Here is a 16,570-nt window from a genome sequence, read left to right as displayed (position 1 = left end):
GCCGGCGGAGGGCCCTCCCGTCCGCGTGCGTCGCACGCTCCCGTGCGGGCCCTCCACCAGCGAGCGCTCCAGCTGGCGCCAAACTCGGCTCGCAGGCGGAGGGCCCTCCCGTCCGCGTGCGTCGCACGCTCCCGTGCGGGCCCTCCACCAGCGAGCACTCCCGCTGGGCTGATCACTCGAGCTCGCTCGCGCGCTGCCACATCCGCTTCGCGTCCTCGATGCGATCGACGAGGTCGTAGGCGTCGCCGAGGAGCCGGGGGAACGTCGCGTCCTCGGGGAAGCGCACCATCGCCGCTTCGCAGAGCGCGACCTGCTCGTCGAAGAACGAGGCGGTGCGCAGCGGCCCGCGCTCGAGCTCGAAGGCCAGCGTTCCGTCGGGGCGAACGCGCGCGATGGAGAACGACACGTTCACGTGCATCGCGCGCGCGAGCACGCGCGCCTCGAGCCGGAGCGGGCGCGGATCGTCGGGCGCGAGCTCGCGGGCCGCGCGTGCGGCCTCGATCGCGCGCCAGGTGCGGCCTCGCGGCGTGATGTCGAGCTCGTTGCTCGGCGGCAGCGCGGCGAGGCAGTCGGCGAGGTCGAGCGCGGCGCCGAGATCGCGCGGGCGCAGCGTGGTGATGCGCCGGAAGAGCGCCTCGCTCGCGTCCATGCGGCCGAGGTGTCGCTCGAGGATCGCGGTGCAGCGCAGCGCCGGGACGAAGTCGCGATCGATCGCGAGCGCGGCGCCGAACGCGGCGCGTGCCTCGTCGTGGCGGCGGCTCTGGAAGAGCGCGATCCCTCGGTTCGTGTGGGCCTCGGGATGGCGGGCGTGGAGCGCGAGGCTCGCGTCGTACTGCGCGATCGCGTCGTCGGGTCGACCGAGCGCGAGCAGCGCGTTGCCTGCGTTGTAGTGATCGGGGTACGAGGGCGCGATCGCGATCGAGCGGCGGAACGCGGCGAGCGCGGCTTCGTGCCGGCCCGACGCGGCGAGCCACGCGCCGCGCTGGTGCAGCCGCGCGACGCTCTCTCCGTGCCTCGCGATCAGCGCGTCGAGCGCGGCGAGCGCACCGTCGTGATCTCCGCGGTCCCACTGCGCCGTGATCGCCTCGAGCTCCTGCTCCGCCACTGGTCTTCCTCCCAATTCAACGGCTCGCTGCGCAGCCAGCTGCCGTCCGTGCCCGAGACGGGCACTCCCGTCCGCCGGCTGCTTCGCGAGCACTCCTGTCGTGTCCTGAATTCAACGGCTCGCTGCGCAGCCAGCTGCCGTCCGTGCCCGAGACGGGCACTCCCGTCCGCCGGCTGCTTCGCGAGCACTCCTGTCGTGTCCTGAATTCAACGGCTCGCTGCGCAGCCAGCTGCCGTCCGTGCCCGAGACGGGCACTCCCGTCCGCCGGCTGCTTCGCGAGCACTCCTGTCGTGTCCTGAATTCAACGGCTCGCTGCGCAGCCAGCTGCCGTCCGTGCCCGAGACGGGCACTCCCGTCCGCCGGCTGCTTCGCGAGCACTCCTGTCGTGTCCCGATTTCGCTTGCAGACGTGGGCGCCAGAGAATAGTAAGCCGTATGGCTAACCAACGTCCGATCCTCTACTACCACCCGCTCGCCGCGTTCTGTCACAAGGTGCTGATCGCGCTCTACGAGAGTGGCGTGGACTTCGAGCCGCGCTACGTCGACCTCGCCGATCCCGAATCGAGCGCCGAGATGATCACGCTCTGGCCGGTGGGAAAGTTCCCGGTGCTTCGTGATGGCGAGCGCGTCGTGCCCGAGACGACGATCATCATCGAGCACCTCGCGCTGCATCACCGCGCTGCGCGATCGCTGGTGCCGAGCGATCCCGACGTCGCGCTCGACGCGCGCCTGTGGGATCGGTTCTTCGATCTCTACGTGAGCGCGCCGATGCAGAAGATCGTGCTCGATCGACTCCGCCCGAGCGACGGACGCGATCCGATCGGGGTCGAGGACGCGAAGGCGATGCTGCGCACCGCGTACGATCTGCTCGAGCGGCGCATGGCCTCGCGCACCTGGGCCGCGGGCGACACGTTCGGCATCGCCGACTGCGCCGCCGCGCCCGCGCTCTTCTACGCGGAGATCGCGGTGCCGTTCACCGGCACGCACCCGCGCGCGGCCGCGTACCTCGAGCGCTTGCTGGAGCGTCCCTCGTTCGCGCGCGTGCTGCGCGAGGCCAAGCCCTATCTCGTGCATTTCCCGCTGCGCGATCAGATCCCGGCGCGCCTGATGGCGGCGTGCGGATGAGGCAGGAGACCATCGCGCTCGAGCGCACCTTCCACGCGCTCGGAGATCCCACTCGGCTCGGCATGGTCGAGCGACTGAGCCGCGGCCCGGCCTCGGTCACCGAGCTCGCCGCGCCGCTCACGATGGCGCTGCCCTCGGTGCTCAAGCACCTCAAGGTCCTCGAGGACGGTGGCGTGGTGCGCTCGGAGAAGACCGGGCGCGTGCGTACCTATCGGCTGCAGCCCGATGCGCTCGCGGCGATCGATCGTTGGGTCGCGCAGCGTCGCGATGCCTGGAACGCGTGCTTCGATCGCCTCGATCGGATGCTCGCGGAGGAAGACGAGGAGTCATGAGATCGGCGGATCATTCGACGTTCGTGATCGAGCGCGTGCTCGCCGCGTCGCCGGCACGTGCGTTCGCGGCGTGGTCGGACCCCGAGAAGAAGCGACGCTGGATGTCGTGCCACGACGACTGGAAGCTGATCGAGGATCGCCTCGACTTCCGGATCGACGGCGCGGAGATCCGCGACGTGCAGCGGCCCGACGGAGTCGTGCACGCGTTCCGCGCGCGCTATCTCGACATCGTGCCGCTCGAGCGGATCGTCTACGCGTACGAGATGCGGGTGGGCGATGCGCGCATCTCGGCGTCGCTGGTCACGGTGGAGCTCTCGCCCTCGGGCACGAAGACGACGATGCGCTTCACCGAGCAGGTCGTGTTCTTCGACGGACACGGTGATCTCGAAGAGCGCCGCCGCGGCACCGAGATCGGGCTCGATCACCTGGTCGCGATGCTCGACGGTGCGTGACGATCAGGTCGGCGCGCGGTCGAGCACCTGCAGCATCACGCCGACCAGCACGACGCGCTCGGGATCGCGGGTGCCGGCGAGCGTCGCGTCGAGCCGCTCGTAGAGCTCGGCGAGCCCGCGCCGCAGCGTCTCGAGATCGGACTCCGCGACCGACACGAGGTGGAAGCGCGTGACGTCACCGGGCACCCGCGCGGTGCGATCCGCGGCGACTTGCGCCCAGTGTTGCTGCAGGCGCGCGACCGTCGCGCGATCGTGCCGCACGTCGACGCGCCGATCGTGCAGCACCTCCCACTTGCCGCGATGCCGGCGGATCGCGCCCGCCGCCTCGAGCAGCTCGAGCGCGCGTCGCTCCTGCGCGACGTCGATGCCGACGCGCTTCGCGATCCATCCCTCGCGATGGCGCGCGAGCCTTCGGTAGTCGCGCAGCGTGAGCACCGGGAGCACCACCGCGAACGCGGGATCTTCGCGGAGCAGCGCGCGCTGGGCCTCGATGCGGGCGTGCTCGTGCGCGACCGCGGGGATCGCCGCGGGATCGGCGAAGCACGCGATGAAGTCGACGAGCCGATGGGTCGTGAGATCGACGATGCGCAGGAGATCGCCGAAGCGCGGCGCGGTGCGGCCGAGGGCCCAGCGCGCGACGGTGGTGCGCGTCTCGCCGAGCGCGCGTGCGATCTCGGTGTGGGTGCGCTCGTCGATCAGCGTGCGGAGGATCGACGCGACGAGCTCGGGCCCTGCGGGCTCGCGCGCACCGATCACGGCGTCGAGGCGCGCGTCGAACGCGACGAGCGCCACGCGCAGATCACGACCCACGCGGCGCGCGAGACGAAGCACCTCGTGCGCGGGCGGAGCGCGCTTCCCCGACTCCCACCCGGTCAGCACGTTGACGCGATAGCCGAGCCGCGCCGAGAGCGCGCGCTGAGAACGTGCGCCTCGAAGGGCGCGCACGATCTCCGCGCTCGCGGTGCGTGCATCGAAGGGCGTCGAGGTGCGCTCGGCGGTCATCGACTGTCGCAGAATCGGCTCGCCGACCGGGACTCATCCCTCCGGGAGCTCGCAGGCGCGCTCGGGCGGGTAGCGATAGAGCTCGGAGCGCGCGCTGAACGTCGCGGTGAACGGGCGCGTCTGGTCGGGGCCGTAGTGCAGCGTCGCGTCGACGGTGCCCTCGATCGCGCCCGCCTCGTCGCGGGTGATCGTCACCGCGAGATCGTCCGGCCACGCGAACACGTCCGCGCTCCAGATCTCGCCGACGCTGCCGTCGTAGTGCTGGATCTGCGCCGGCGTCACCTCGCCCTCGGGCGAGATCGTGAAGCGCAGATCGACCTGCACGAGGCTCTCGGCGCTGCGCCGGAAGAGCAGCGTGAGCGTGCGGCCCTCGCCGGGATCTTCGTCGATCGCGTGGCCCTCGGGGTCGACGTCGATCTCGTCGTCGATGCCGCCGAACGTGAAGTCGATGCGGCCCTCGCCGAGGCCGGTGAGGCGCTCGGGGTAGGGCGTGGGATCGTGCAGCGCGACGAACGTGCCGAGCGCGCGGAAGCTCTGCGAGATGGTGGTCTCGGTGACCTCGCACGACTCGAAGAAGATCCACTCCTCCTCGCCCTGCACCGCCATCTCCATGCGCTGGCCGCCGTCGTGGGGGAGCACGACGTCGACCGAGTCGGAGAAGAGCACGCCGGGCGCGTCGAAGGTGAACGCGGGGCCCGCGAGCACGTAGGGCGAGACGGGAGCGAGCGGGCTCGCCACGCGCTCGATCGAGAGCTCGGCCGCGCTCGACATCGCGCCGGGGGGGACCACGAGCGACGCTCCGTCGCAGTGCGCGAGGGTGCCGCCCTCGGGCCCGATCGTCGCGGTCACGCGCACGCCGCATCCTCCGGCGTCGCTGCCCGCGTCGGATGCGCCGGCATCGGGGGCCCCGCCATCGTGGCCGGCGTCGATCGCGACCGATGCGTCGGGGAGCGTGGCGCCGTCGTCGTCGCCGCACGCCGAGAGGAGGAGCACGCAGCACAGCAGTGAAAGCACGCGCGTCATGAGCCTTGGCGTGAACCACACGCGCGCGCGGGTCAACGACGCAGATGCACGTTTCGGGCGCGCAGACGCGCTCCAGCGTGCACGTCCGTCGCCATCGTGGATCACCGAAGCGCCGATGCATCGCGCTCCGCATGGCGTACGCTCGCGCCGTGCTCGGCCTCGTGCTGTCCGCGATCGTCCTCTCGCTCGTCGGCGCGCTCGCGCAGCGTGGCGCTGCCGCGGTGCTCGGGGTGAAGGCGCGCCTCGTGCTGGGCACCGGGCCGCGCATCGGGCCGCGCGATCGCGAGCCCGGCGCGATCGAGATCAGGCCGCTGCCGGTGTGGGTCTCGGCCCGCATCGTCGAGGTGCGGGGCGGGCTCGGCCGCGCGATCGCCGCGCTCGCGGCGGGACCGATCGCGATGTTGCTCCTGCCCGCCGCGATCCTCGTGATCGCGGTGGTCGCGCGCGGCGCGGAAGAAGTCGACCCCGGGCCGCCGCTGGTCGTGGGGTTCGTCGAGGAGGGATCGCCGGCGCACGCCGCGGGGATCGCGCCCGGTGACGTGATCGAGTCGGTCGACGGGCGAGCGATCGACAATCTCGCGTCGCTCATCGACGCGGTGCGCACGCGCGGTGGGATCGAGACGCCGATCGTGGTGACCCGTGGTGGCTCGCCGCACGAGCTCTCGCTGGTGCCCCTCTCGATCGGCGATCGTGCGGTGATCGGGGTGCGCGCGCGATCGGAGCGTCGCGCCGTCGGCGTGGGCGAGGCGATCGCGGTGTCGGCGCGCGCGGTGATCGGGCTGTGGCGCAACCTGATCTCGTCGGTCGCGCCCGACGATCACGACGGCACCGAGCCCATCGTGGGCCCGGTCGGCCTGCGCGGCGCGCGCGACGGTGGGCTCGACGGAGCCACGCGGGTCGCGCTGATCGCGCTCGCGTGGACCGCGGTCGCGCCGCTCTGGGCGATCGTCGCGAGCATCGGATCGACGATCGCGTTCGTGGGCGCGCGGCGCCGCTGAGCGCTCGCGCGATCAGCGCTGGACGCAGCCCGGGCCTTCGACCGGCGGCAGCTCGTGCTCGCCGCGCGCGAGCGCCTCGAAGCGCGCGAGCACGGGGCCCCAGCCACCCTCGAAGAGACCGCGCACGAACGATGCGCGCGCGCCGAGCCGCTCCCACTGGCGGTGCTCGAGCTCGACGCGCGTCGACGTGTCGCCGATCGGCGTGAAGCGGACCTCGACCTCGGTCGCGGCGGTCTCGGGCGCACCGGGATGCCACGAGAACACCGCACGCGACGGCACTTCGAGCACGCGGAACCGCCCCCAGTCGGACTCGTCGCCGGTGTCGGAGCGCTCGTAGAGACGACCGCCGACGTGTGCCTCGACGTGGCACGAGCGCGCGCGCTCGAGGCCCACCGAGCGCGTGCGGAGCGGCCACCACTCGGGCAGCCGTCGCACGAAGAGATCGAACGCCGCGTCGAGGGCGAGCGGCACGTCCACGGATCGACGGAGCGGGGGCAACGACATGCGTGACGGATCCTCCAGCGAGATCAGCGCCGCTTCGGCGCGCGTGTGCGCGGCGCGGGCGCGCGCGAAGCGGACTCGGACTCGGCGATCGCGGCGTTCTGGAACGCGGTGAGCACGTCGTCCCAGTAGCCCTCGATGTAGCTGCGCAGCAGCGTCAGCCCACGCAGATCGAGCCCGTAGAAGTTGTGTCGGCCGCTGCGCTGCGGCCTGACGAGCTGCGCGTCGACGAGCACGCGCAGGTGCTGCGAGACCGCGGGGCGGCTGACGTCGAAGTCGGTCGCGATGTCGCCGACCGAGCGCGGCCCGTGGCGCACCGACTCGAGGATCGCGCGGCGCGTCGGATCGGCGATCGCGGCGATCACGGTTCCCACGTCCATGTCGCCAGGGTGGAGGAGCGCCGAGGGCCTCGCAACCACTTGACCCGGCCGTGCGTAACGCGTAAGTCGTCGCTAACCAGTTACGAGGAGGACGAGATGGGCCAACCGGTGATGCACTTCGAGCTGATCGCCAGCGCACCCGAGCGCCTGAAGCGCTTCTACACGACGCTCTTCGGGTGGCGTGCCGAGGACCAGGAAGGCATGGATTACGCGATGCTGCGCGCCGGCGAAGGGCGCGGCATCGAGGGAGGGCTCGGCGGTACGAGCACCGGGCTGACGCCGGGCCTCGCGATCTACGTGCAGGTCGAGGACGTCGACGCGCACCTCGCGCGTGCGCGCGAGCTCGGGGCGAGCGAGGTGCTCCAGGAGGCCTACGACGTGCCGGGCGTGGGCCGGTTCGCGGTGCTCCGCGACCCCGAGGGCAATCGCGTCGGGCTCTGGGCGCAGCCCCGCGCGTGAAGGAGATCGGTGCGATGCGAGCTCGCCTCACGACCACGCTCTTCTTGCGTATCGCCGCGGTGCTGACCGTGCTCTACGCGCTCGGTCACTCCTCGGGCTATCCGTGGACGCCTGCGCTCGGGCCCGACGAGGCCGCGATGATCCAGCAGATGCAGACGCTCCGCTTCGAGGCCGAGGGCGCGAGCCGCACGTACTGGGACTTCTACGTGGGCTTCGGCGTGATCATCAGCGCGATGATGATCACGCTCGGGGTCGTGCTCTGGCAGCTCGGCGCGCTCGCGCGGCAGGACACGACGCGGGTGCGCCCGATCGCGGCGACGATCGCGCTCTCGTTCGTGATCAACGCGGTGCTCTCGCAGCTCTACTTCTTCGCGCTGCCCACGATGTTCGCGGTCGCGATCGTGGTGACCACCGTCGCGGCGATCGCGCTCGCGGGGCGCACCGCGAGCTGAGAGCGCGCTATCTTCGCGCGCGATGACGAAGCCCAACACGCACCTCGGGATCGATCGCCGGCTCTGCGGAGAGCCGGTCTCCCTCGGCGAAGGCACCGCGAGCGTTCGCTTCGTGGCGAGCGCGGACATGGGGGCCGACGATCGTGGCCTCGTGCACGGCGGGTTCGTGTTCGGGCTCGCCGATCACGCGGCGATGCTCGCGGTGAACGATCCCTTCGTGGTGCTCGGCAGCGCGGACACGCGCTTCCTCGCGCCGGTGCGGGTGGGCGAAGAGGTGATCGCGACCGCGACGCGCACCGAGCAGAAGGGCAAGAAGCACGTGCTCGCGGTGAGCGCGAAGGTGGGCGATCGCGAGGTGCTCTCGGGCACGATGACCGCGTTCGCGCTCGACTCGCACGTGCTCGATCGATGACGCGCCACACGCCGCGCCGTCCGCCCCAGGACCACACGAGCGCGTTCTCGCCGGGCGAGAGCGCGCGCTTCGCGATGGAGCCGATCGCGATCGCGCACACGCCCTACAAGGAGCGCTTCGGCACGCCGCACCAGGCGACGACGGTGCGCGGCACGCGCGAGGGCGAGCCGCTCGAGGCGACGATCGAGCTGCTGCCGCACGTGCCGGTGGAGGCGCTGCGCTCGCTCGAGGGCTTCGAGCGGGTGTGGCTGATCTACGTGTTCCACATGAACGAGGGCTGGAGCGCGATGGTCCGGCCGCCGCGCGGGCCGCGCATCAAGCGCGGGGTGCTCGCGACGCGCTCGCCGCATCGTCCGAACCCGATCGGCCTGTCGGCAGTGCGCCTGCTCGGCATCGAGGGACGCACGCTGCGGGTGCATGGTCTCGATCTGCTCGACGGCACGCCGGTGCTCGACATCAAGCCCTACGTTCCCTACGCCGACGCGTTCCCCGAGGCGCGCGCCGGATGGGTCGACGAGGTCGACGCGATGGAGCGCGCGGAGACCGAGGACGAGTAGTCAGCGGCCGCGCGGACGCGCAGCGGGCACCAGCGCGGGGCCGAGCTCCTCGACGACGAGATCGACGAACGCGCGCACCTTCGCCGGCGCGGCGCGGCCGCTCGCGTGCACCACGTGCACGGTGCGGCGCGGCAGGCTCGCGCGCGGGAGCACCCGCTCGAGCGCGCCTCGCTCGAGGTCGCGTGCGACGAGGTACACCGGGAGCGCGGCGACGCCGGCACCGGCGAGCGCGGCGCGATGCAGCGCGCCGAGCTGCGTCGAGAGCAGCGCGATCCGGGGACGCACCACCTGCGCGCGGCCGCCGACGGTCAGCGTCCAGCGACCACGATCGAGGGAGTGCGCGAGATCGAGGCAGCGCCGGGCCTCGAGATCGCGGGGCTCGCGGATCGGCTCGACCGACGCGAGCCAGCGCGGGCTCGCGACCAGCACCGGCTCGTACACCCCGAGCTTGCGCGCGACGAGGCCGCTCGAGCGGAGCGAGGGCGCGATCCGGATCGCGACGTCGACGCGCTCCGCGACGAGGTCGACGTAACGATCGACGAGCACGAGATCGATCGAGAGCGCGGGGTGGCGCTCGAGCAGCGTGGGCAGCGCCGGCGCGAGCAGCTCCTGACCGAGCAACGTCGGCGCGCTCACGCGCAGCACGCCGCGGATCTCGCGGTGCTCACCGCGCGCCTCGCGCGCCGCGCGGTCGACGTCGGCGAGGATGCGCTCCGCGTGCTCGGCGTAGCGCGCGCCCGCCGGGGTCGGAGCGAGCGAGCGCGTCGTGCGGCGCAAGAGCGGCACGCCGAGCTGCTGCTCGAGGCGCGCGAGACGCTTGCTCACCGCGGACGGCGTGAGATGGAGCGAGCGCGCCGCGGCGGCGAGCGAGCCCTCGGCGAGGGCGCGCACCAGGATGCTCATCGCGAAGAGCGTGTCGTCGTCGTGCGGCTCCGCCGGTCGTTCCATCGCGGAACGACTGTACGTCCGATTCGTTCCTGGCGCGCGCGACGAACCACGCGCCAATGTGAAGGCTCAGAAGGAGGCGAGAATGGAGCTCGAGCTGTCGGGGAAGCGTGCGCTGGTCACGGGGTCCACCGCGGGCATCGGCCGCGCGATCGCGGCGCGTCTCGCGGAGGAGGGCGCGGAGGTGATCGTGCACGGACGGACCACGGCGCGCGTCGAGGAGGCGATCGCCGCGATCGCGCCGCGCGCGAAGATCGTGCGTCCGCGCGGGCTCGTCGCCGATCTCGCGACCGCCGAGGGCGTCGCGCGGGCGATCGCGGAGGTGCCCGAGGTCGACGTGCTGGTGAACAACGTCGGCGCCTACGAGGCGGTGCCGCTCGAGTCGCTCGAGCGCGCGAATTGGGAGCGGCTCTTCGCGATCAACGTGATCTCGGGCGCCGAGCTCGCGCGTCATCACCTGCCGCGCATGCTCGCGCGGGACGCCGGTCGCATCGTGTTCATCTCGAGCGAGTCGGCGCTGCAGGTGCCGTCGGAGATGATCCACTACGGCGCGACGAAGGCCGCGCAGTCGGCGCTGGCGCGTGGCCTCGCGGAGCTGACGCGCGGCACGCGGGTGACGGTGAACAGCGTGCTCGCGGGCCCCACGCGATCCGAGGGCGTCGAGCGCTTCGTGGGCGAGCTCGCGCAGGCGCGCGGGACCAGCGAGCAGGACGTCGAGGCGGAGTTCTTCCGCACGGTGCGGCCGACCTCGCTGATCCAGCGCTTCCTCCAGCCCGAGGAGATCGCGGACGTGGTCGCGTTCCTCGCGAGCGCGCGCGGCGCGGCGATCTCGGGCGCAGCGGTGCGCGCCGAGGGCGGGCTCTTGAAGGGAGCGTTCTGAGATGGGCGCGAGCCCGTGGAGCGACGCCGCGCTCGCGCACCTCGCGCTGCGGGGCGTGGTCGGCGTGAACCTGCTCGGGCACGGGCTCGCGCGGGCGGGGAGCGCGAGCACGTTCGCCGACGCGTTGGTGCGCGACTTCGCGGAGACGTGGCTGCCCTCGGCGCTGGTGTGGCCCTTCGCGCTGGTGCTGCCCTTCGTCGAGCTCGGGCTCGGCGCGGCGATCCTGATCGGGCTGCGGCTGCGGGCGTCGTTGCTGGTCGCGTCGGCGCTGATGGCGTCGCTGACGTTCGGGATGTGCCTGCGCCAGCAGTGGGAGGCGGTGGGCCTGCAGCTGATCTACGCGATCGCCTACGCGCTGCTGCTCGCGGGCGCGCAGCACGCGCGCGGGACGATCGACGAGGTGCGCGCTCAGCGGGTGTGATCGATCCCGAGGGCGCGCACGACGAGCCGACCGTCGACGTCGAGCGGCTCGAACCGGGCGGCCTCGGTGCGGAACCCGTCGCGATGGGTGTCGCGACCGGGGCAGAGCGCGAGGCACGGGCCGAGCTCGATCTCGGCCCAGAGGCGCTGCTCGCCGTCGAGCATCGCGGGCGCGTCGAGCGCGAGCGAGAGCGTGCCGGAGCCCTCTGCGCGCACCTCGCGATCGAGCACGACGAGGGCGCTCGCGTCGAGCGCTTCGCCCTCGCTCACGAGGACGCGCACGCGGTGGGCGCGCGACGCATCGCACCCTTCGCCGTCTGCGAGCTCGTACTCGAGGTGCGTCACCTCGAAGGGCACGCGCACCGGGTAGAGCGCGACCACGGCGGTGCTCGACGTCGCGCCCTCGGGCGCGCTCACGATCGACGGCGACTCGCAGCGCGCGCGGCCGATCGTCGCGAGCGCGTCGCCCGCGGCGTGCACGCGCGTGTCGCACGCCGCGAGCGCGAGCGTGGACGCGAGGAGACCGAGACCGCGGAGCCGATCGGAGCGCATGGGCGCGGTCGCGCTCTGCAGGTCGTGGGCCATCGCGAAACCTGCGCATTTCGCGATGGGCGAGGTCGGTTGTGCACAGCGTGGCGCACGTGTGCTGGGGGCGGCGTGACGACCGCTCACGCTCGTCGCGATCGGGGCCCATGGGCCGCCCAGTGGGCGTGTGATCAGCGCGCGGCGAGCGCGCGCTCGAGGGCTGCGCGCATGATCGCGACCGGGGCCTCGCGGCCGGTCCAGCGCTCGAGCGCGAGCGCGCCCTGGTGCACCAGCATGCCGAGCCCATCGACGGTGCGCAGGCCGTGGGACTCGGCGGCTGCGAGCACCGCGGTGACGCGCGGCCGGTACACGAGATCGATCACCGCCGCGCCGCGCGGCATCGTCGCGAGCGGCAGCGCGCCGGCGAGCTCGCGCCCCGCGTCGGCGTGGAGCGTCGCGCTCGAGGCCTGCACCAGCAGGTCGCAGCCCTCGAGCAAGCGCGGTGCATCGAGCGCGCAGGCGTCGATCACACCGCCGAGATCCCGGGCGATCGCCTCGGCTTGCGAAGGTCGGCGCGCCGCGATCGTGATCGAGCGCGCGCCCGCCTGGGCGATGCCGTAGGCCGCGGCGCGCGCCGCGCCGCCCGCGCCGGCGATGACCACACGCGTGCCCGCGAGCGCCACGCCCGCCTCCTCGAGCGAGCGCACCAGGCCGCGAGCATCGGTGTTGGTGCCGACCACTCGCGCGCCCTCGCGCACCACGGTGTTCACTGCGCCGATCGCGCGCGCCGCGTCGTCGATCGCGTCGAGGTGCGCGACGATCGTCTCCTTGTGCGGCAGCGTGACGTTGAAGCCGATCGCGCCGATCGCGCGCAGCCCGCGCACTGCGTCCCCGAGGGCCTCGGGCGCGACGTCGAACGCGAGGTACGCCGCGTCGAGCCCGAGCGCCTCGATCGCCGCGCCGTGCATCGCGGGCGAGAGCGAGTGGTGGATCGGATGCCCGATCACCGCGAGCAGCTGCTTCACGAACCCTCCTCGTCGCGAACACGCTCGACGACGGTCTCGATCGTCCCCTCGTGCACGCGGATCGACACACGATCACCGGGCGCCGCGTCGCGGGCGCGCACCAGCGCGGCACCGGTGGGCTGATGCAGCGCGATCGCGTAGCCGCGCGCCAGGATGCCGAGCGGCGAGAGCGCGTCGAGGGTGCCCACGAGGCGCGCGAGGCGCTCGCGCGGCGTGCGCACCATCGCGGGGCCGAGCGCGCGCACGCGCCGATCGTGATCGACGATCTGCCGGCGCGTGTCGTCGAGCCGGGCGCGCATCGCGCGCACCAGGCGATCCTCGAGCGCGATCAGGCGATCGCGATCGCGCGACAGGCGAGCTCGCGGCTCGTGCACCGCGAGCCGCGCCCGCAGTCGATCGATCGCACGGTGCGCATCCCCGAGGCGCCGCGCGATCGATCGCTCGAGCGAGGCGTGCAGCGCGGCGAGCGCCTGCCTCGGGGCCGCGATGCGACGCCGCGGATCGTGGATGCGCCGCAAGAGGCGCTCGATGCGCAGCCGCTCGCGCTGCACGCGCTGATCGAGCGCCCGGGCGAGCGCACGCTCGAGCCCCTCGAGCTCGGCGCGCAGCTGCACCGCGTCGGGCACCACGATCTCCGCGGCGTTCGACGGAGTCGCGGCGCGCACGTCGGCGACGAGATCGACGATCGTGACGTCGACCTCGTGGCCCACGCCGCTCACGGTGGGCACCCGGCACGCCGCGACCGCGCGGGCGACGCGCTCGTCGTCGTAGGCCGAGAGATCTTCGGCCGCACCGCCGCCGCGCGCGACGATCACCACGTCGAGCTCGGGCACCTGCTGGATGCCGCGGAGCGCGCGCACGATCGAGAGCGGCGCGTCCGGGCCCTGCACCTGACAGTGCGCGAGCACGAGCCGCACGCCCATGCGCGCGCTCGCGACGCGCACCACGTCGTGGATCGCGGCGCCGTCGCGGCTGGTCACGATGCCGACCACACGCGGCACGCGCGGCAGCTTTCGTTTGCGCGTGGGATCGAAGAGCCCTTCGCTCGCGAGCTTCTGCTTGAGCCGCGCGACCTCGGCGGCGCGATCGCCTTCGCCCGCAGGCAGTGCGACGCGCGCCACGAGCTGGAACGTGCCGCGCGCCTCGTAGATCGTGAGCCCGCAGCGCAGCCGCACGCGCGCGCCGTTCTCGAGGCGCGCCCGCGCCCGCGTCGCGTCGTTGCGGTACATGACGCCGCGCACCTGCGCGGGCATCTCCGCGTCGCAGAGCGTGAAGTACACGTGACCGCTCGCGGGGCGCGACACGTCGGCGAGCTCGCCCTCGACCCACACGTCGCGGAACTGATCCTCCATGACGAAGCGGGCGACGCGGTTGAGCTCGGCGACGCGCAGCACGCGCGGCGCGTGCTCCGCCGATCGAGGCCATCCGGGGATCGGATCCTGCGCCATCGCTCGCGGCTTCGTACCACGGCGTGGGGATCGTGACCCGATCGACGTCGGCGAGGCCTCTCTCGTCTCCATGGCGACGATCTCACGAGTGATGATCGCGGCGCTGGCGCTCGGCATCGGGTGCGCGGAGCCCACGACGGACGACGACGCAGGCGCGACGATGCGCGGCCCCGATGCGCGCACCACGACGCCGCGCGCCGATGGCGGCGAGTCACGCTGCGATCGTCTGGTCGCGACGGTGCGCGACTTCCGCGAGGACCACGTCGACTTCGAGAACCACGCCTATCAGGTCGGCGACTCGCGCGTCGCGCGCACCGGGCTCGTCGCCGATCGCCTCGACGACGAAGGAAAGCCGGTGCACGCAGCGTCCGGCGCGACGGTGATGACCGCGGGACCGGATGCGTTCCGCGAGTGGTATCGCGACATCGAGGGCACGAACCAGCGCTTCACCGTGGAGCTGCCGCTGAGCGCGACCGGCGACGGGCGCTGGGTGTTCGACAGCAACGCGTTCTTCCCGATCGACGGGCGCGGCTTCGGCGACGGCACGTACTACGAGGGCGGCGTCGCGGTGACCCACAACTTCCACTTCACGACCGAGCTCCACACGCGCTTCCGCTATCGCGGCGGCGAGCGCCTCACGTTCCGCGGCGACGACGATCTCTGGATCTTCGTCGAGGGCCAGCTGGTGCTCGATGTGGGCGGGCTGCACGAGCCGGTCGAGGGCACGATCGACTTCGACGCGATCGCGCCGCGACTCGGTCTGGTGCCCGGCGGCGACTACCGCCTCGAGCTGTTCCACGCCGAGCGCCACTCGACGGGATCGAACTTCCGCATCGAGACGTCGATCGAGTGCTTCGAACTGATCTGAGTCGAAAGAATCGGCTCGCCCGCCGGGCCCTGCCGTCCGACGAGCGCTCCGGCGAGGGCTCAGCCGGACAGCCAGTACGTCGCGGCGGCCGCGATGCTGCTCGCGAGGGCGAGCCACGGTGAGGCGCGCAGCACGACGAGCGCGGTGGAGTCGAGCGCGCGCGGCGGGCTGATCTGCGGGGGCTCGCCCCACGCGTGGATCGTGCGACCGTCCTCGAGCCGCAACACCAGCACCGGGACGCGGCGCACCTCGAGCACCTGGGACACGATGCGCGCGCGATCGGGCACCCCCGGGTGATCGCAGAGCGCGCGTGCGGTGCGCGCGATCGCGTCGTGAGCACGCGCTGCATCGCGATAGCCGCCCTCGCTGCGCATCTCGAGCACGCGCGATCCTTCTTGTCGGTGGACGACCTCGCCGTCGTCGTTCGCGCCGGTGAGATCGACCGCGACGTCGAGCGGCAGATCGTCGGTGCCGATCGTGCGGACCTCGTGGTGCGCCTCGATGCGCGACCAGATCGTCGGATGACCGATCAGCCCGCCCGAGCCGTGGCACATCGCGCAGCGCACGAACCCGCGCGCACCGCACGTCGCGCACGCGTGGCTGCGGTTGCCGCTCTGCACGCGGCCGGTGCCCTCGCACGCCACGCACGAGGTCTCGCCGGTCGCGGAGCACACGCCGCAGTCCATCGGGACGTGGTGGCCGTGCATCACGAACGTGAGCTCGTGACCGACCGCCGCGCCCTCCGGCTGCCGGAGCGGCGCGGACCACGGGTCCGGCCCCGGCACGTCCTCGAGGGTGCGTTGCAGCGCGGGCTGGAGCTGGTAGCGCACGCCGCGCGCTTCGTAGATCGATCGCAGCAGCACCTGCGTCGGTCCGCTGATCTCGACGTCGCGCATCCGCAGCGACGAGGGCGCGCGCCGAGCCCACGATCGCGCCGCGGCGTAGCGACCGAGCATCTCGAGCGCGCATGCGCGGGCGTCCACGCGGCGATCGTACTCGACCCGCGTTCGCGTCGCGTCACCGCTTCGTGCGATGCTCGATCGCGTGTCCGACGACGCGTTCGAGCGCGAGCATCTCGGCGGCGCGCAGGCCCTCTATCGCGAGCGCATCGCGTCGCGGCCCACGTTCGCCGCGCTCGCCGGGATCTCGGGGACGCTCGGGGTGTTCGCGACGATCGGCCTGGCCGCGGGCGTGTCGGGCGACTGGCAAGGGCTCGTCGGTGGCGGCGCGATGGGCGCGCTCGCGGCGTTCCTCGGCCTCATGAGCATCACGCACTCGGTGCTGCGCGTGATCGTCACCGCGCGCGAGGTCGTGATGCACGTCGGCTTCCAGGAGCGACGGATCCCGCTCGCGTCGATCACGCGCGCGATGCCCGCGACCTACGACGACGAGCACCGCACGCGCATGGTGCGCGAGGGCAGCGGCGACTTCGCGACGATCACGCCGGGGCGCAAGCTGGTGCGCATCGAGTACACCGACCCGACCGGCGCTGCGAAGGCCGCGTACGTGGGCTCGCTGCAGCCCGAGGTGCTGGTCGAGGCGATCGATCGCGCGCGCGGGCTCACCAAGGGACCGCGGGTGCGGGTCGCGGCGGACGCGCCGGAGCACGAGCTCGAAGAAGAGGCGTCGCGCGCCTCGCGTTCGCGCCAGCAGCGTCGCTGA

22 protein-coding genes are annotated in these 16,570 nt (G+C 72.8%); 12 read left to right on the top strand and 10 right to left on the bottom strand.

The window, feature by feature from the left end; genetic code table 11:
- Positions 1 to 172: 172 nt before the first annotated feature.
- Positions 173 to 1,105, bottom strand: coding sequence for a tetratricopeptide repeat protein (locus I5071_RS33295; protein WP_236517313.1), 933 nt, complete (start codon positions 1,103 to 1,105; stop codon positions 173 to 175).
- A gap of 434 nt (positions 1,106 to 1,539) precedes the next feature.
- On the opposite strand from I5071_RS33295, the gene I5071_RS33290 reads away from it, so the two are divergent.
- The 3 genes from I5071_RS33290 to I5071_RS33280 are packed head-to-tail and all read left to right on the top strand — an operon-like array spanning position 1,540 to position 3,013.
- Entirely contained in the window at positions 1,540 to 2,229 is a 690-nt protein-coding gene (locus I5071_RS33290; protein ID WP_236517312.1) for a glutathione S-transferase family protein, read from the top strand.
- The gene (locus tag I5071_RS33285; protein WP_236517311.1) at positions 2,226 to 2,561 is read left to right on the top strand and encodes an ArsR/SmtB family transcription factor; all 336 of its coding nucleotides are present in this window, start codon (positions 2,226 to 2,228) and stop codon (positions 2,559 to 2,561) included. Before I5071_RS33290 ends, I5071_RS33285 begins: the two co-directional genes overlap by 4 nt.
- Positions 2,558 to 3,013: an SRPBCC domain-containing protein gene (locus tag I5071_RS33280; protein ID WP_236517310.1), complete on the top strand. Its 456-nt coding sequence runs from the start codon at positions 2,558 to 2,560 to the stop codon at positions 3,011 to 3,013. Before I5071_RS33285 ends, I5071_RS33280 begins: the two co-directional genes overlap by 4 nt.
- A 3-nt stretch (positions 3,014 to 3,016) precedes the next feature.
- Here I5071_RS33280 and I5071_RS33275 read toward each other — a convergent pair whose 3' ends face one another.
- Positions 3,017 to 4,015 carry a helix-turn-helix domain-containing protein gene (locus I5071_RS33275; RefSeq protein ID WP_236517309.1) on the bottom strand — a complete coding sequence of 333 codons (999 nt, stop codon included), beginning with the start codon at positions 4,013 to 4,015 and terminating at the stop codon, positions 3,017 to 3,019.
- 33 nt (positions 4,016 to 4,048) lie between these two features.
- Positions 4,049 to 5,029: a hypothetical protein gene (locus tag I5071_RS33270; RefSeq protein ID WP_236517308.1), complete on the bottom strand. Its 981-nt coding sequence runs from the start codon at positions 5,027 to 5,029 to the stop codon at positions 4,049 to 4,051.
- Between the two features lie 140 nt (positions 5,030 to 5,169).
- Here I5071_RS33270 and I5071_RS33265 point away from each other — a divergent pair, with 140 nt between their 5' ends.
- Complete coding sequence (locus tag I5071_RS33265; RefSeq protein ID WP_236517307.1) at positions 5,170 to 6,036, top strand: M50 family metallopeptidase; 867 nt, start codon at positions 5,170 to 5,172, stop codon at positions 6,034 to 6,036.
- A 12-nt stretch (positions 6,037 to 6,048) separates the two neighbouring features.
- Here I5071_RS33265 and I5071_RS33260 read toward each other — a convergent pair whose 3' ends face one another.
- Together I5071_RS33260 and I5071_RS33255 are read right to left on the bottom strand one after the other, a co-directional pair.
- Positions 6,049 to 6,540 (bottom strand): SRPBCC domain-containing protein, encoded by a 492-nt coding sequence (locus I5071_RS33260; RefSeq protein ID WP_236517306.1) that lies wholly within the window; start codon positions 6,538 to 6,540, stop codon positions 6,049 to 6,051.
- A 23-nt stretch (positions 6,541 to 6,563) separates the two neighbouring features.
- Complete coding sequence (locus I5071_RS33255) at positions 6,564 to 6,917, bottom strand: ArsR/SmtB family transcription factor (RefSeq protein WP_236517305.1); 354 nt, start codon at positions 6,915 to 6,917, stop codon at positions 6,564 to 6,566.
- A gap of 96 nt (positions 6,918 to 7,013) precedes the next feature.
- Here I5071_RS33255 and I5071_RS33250 point away from each other — a divergent pair, with 96 nt between their 5' ends.
- From I5071_RS33250 to tsaA, 4 genes are all read left to right on the top strand, one after another.
- Positions 7,014 to 7,376, top strand: coding sequence for a VOC family protein (locus tag I5071_RS33250; RefSeq protein WP_236517304.1), 363 nt, complete (start codon positions 7,014 to 7,016; stop codon positions 7,374 to 7,376).
- Between the two features lie 14 nt (positions 7,377 to 7,390).
- Positions 7,391 to 7,828: an LIC_13387 family protein gene (locus I5071_RS33245; RefSeq protein WP_236517303.1), complete on the top strand. Its 438-nt coding sequence runs from the start codon at positions 7,391 to 7,393 to the stop codon at positions 7,826 to 7,828.
- Positions 7,829 to 7,850: 22 nt separating this feature from the next.
- Positions 7,851 to 8,240: a hotdog domain-containing protein gene (locus tag I5071_RS33240; RefSeq protein ID WP_236517302.1), complete on the top strand. Its 390-nt coding sequence runs from the start codon at positions 7,851 to 7,853 to the stop codon at positions 8,238 to 8,240.
- 74 nt (positions 8,241 to 8,314) lie between these two features.
- A complete protein-coding gene (gene tsaA, locus I5071_RS33235; RefSeq protein ID WP_419249678.1) occupies positions 8,315 to 8,797 on the top strand; it encodes a tRNA (N6-threonylcarbamoyladenosine(37)-N6)-methyltransferase TrmO in 483 nt (160 codons plus the stop codon).
- On the opposite strand, the gene I5071_RS33230 is transcribed toward tsaA, so the two are convergent.
- Positions 8,798 to 9,745: a LysR family transcriptional regulator gene (locus tag I5071_RS33230; protein ID WP_236517300.1), complete on the bottom strand. Its 948-nt coding sequence runs from the start codon at positions 9,743 to 9,745 to the stop codon at positions 8,798 to 8,800.
- Positions 9,746 to 9,827: 82 nt separating this feature from the next.
- Here I5071_RS33230 and I5071_RS33225 point away from each other — a divergent pair, with 82 nt between their 5' ends.
- Positions 9,828 to 10,622, top strand: a complete 795-nt coding sequence (locus tag I5071_RS33225; protein WP_236517299.1) for an SDR family NAD(P)-dependent oxidoreductase — start codon at positions 9,828 to 9,830, stop codon at positions 10,620 to 10,622.
- A 1-nt stretch (position 10,623) separates the two neighbouring features.
- Complete coding sequence (locus tag I5071_RS33220) at positions 10,624 to 11,043, top strand: DoxX family membrane protein (RefSeq protein ID WP_236517298.1); 420 nt, start codon at positions 10,624 to 10,626, stop codon at positions 11,041 to 11,043.
- Here the strand turns inward: I5071_RS33220 and I5071_RS33215 are convergent.
- The 3 genes from I5071_RS33215 to xseA all read right to left on the bottom strand — a co-directional run bounded on the left by I5071_RS33215 (position 11,031) and on the right by xseA (position 14,040).
- A complete protein-coding gene (locus I5071_RS33215) occupies positions 11,031 to 11,627 on the bottom strand; it encodes a hypothetical protein (protein WP_236517297.1) in 597 nt (198 codons plus the stop codon). The genes I5071_RS33220 and I5071_RS33215 overlap by 13 nt on opposite strands.
- A gap of 131 nt (positions 11,628 to 11,758) precedes the next feature.
- Positions 11,759 to 12,592: a shikimate dehydrogenase gene (gene aroE, locus I5071_RS33210; protein WP_236517296.1), complete on the bottom strand. Its 834-nt coding sequence runs from the start codon at positions 12,590 to 12,592 to the stop codon at positions 11,759 to 11,761.
- A complete protein-coding gene (gene xseA, locus I5071_RS33205) occupies positions 12,589 to 14,040 on the bottom strand; it encodes an exodeoxyribonuclease VII large subunit (RefSeq protein ID WP_236517295.1) in 1,452 nt (483 codons plus the stop codon). The genes aroE and xseA overlap by 4 nt, the downstream gene beginning before the upstream one ends.
- A 91-nt stretch (positions 14,041 to 14,131) precedes the next feature.
- Here xseA and I5071_RS33200 point away from each other — a divergent pair, with 91 nt between their 5' ends.
- Positions 14,132 to 14,908 carry a fibro-slime domain-containing protein gene (locus I5071_RS33200; protein WP_236517294.1) on the top strand — a complete coding sequence of 259 codons (777 nt, stop codon included), beginning with the start codon at positions 14,132 to 14,134 and terminating at the stop codon, positions 14,906 to 14,908.
- A 59-nt stretch (positions 14,909 to 14,967) separates the two neighbouring features.
- Here the strand turns inward: I5071_RS33200 and I5071_RS33195 are convergent, their stop codons facing one another.
- A complete protein-coding gene (locus I5071_RS33195) occupies positions 14,968 to 15,891 on the bottom strand; it encodes a hypothetical protein (RefSeq protein ID WP_236517293.1) in 924 nt (307 codons plus the stop codon).
- A 61-nt stretch (positions 15,892 to 15,952) separates the two neighbouring features.
- Here I5071_RS33195 and I5071_RS33190 point away from each other — a divergent pair, with 61 nt between their 5' ends.
- Positions 15,953 to 16,570, top strand: coding sequence for a hypothetical protein (locus tag I5071_RS33190; protein WP_236517292.1), 618 nt, complete (start codon positions 15,953 to 15,955; stop codon positions 16,568 to 16,570).

The organism is Sandaracinus amylolyticus (genome assembly GCF_021631985.1).
In the GTDB taxonomy this organism is placed as follows: Bacteria; Myxococcota_A; Polyangia; order Polyangiales; family Sandaracinaceae; genus Sandaracinus; species Sandaracinus amylolyticus_A.
Note: the sequence above shows the minus strand (reverse complement) of the source record. Positions and strands in the feature narration are given on the sequence as shown.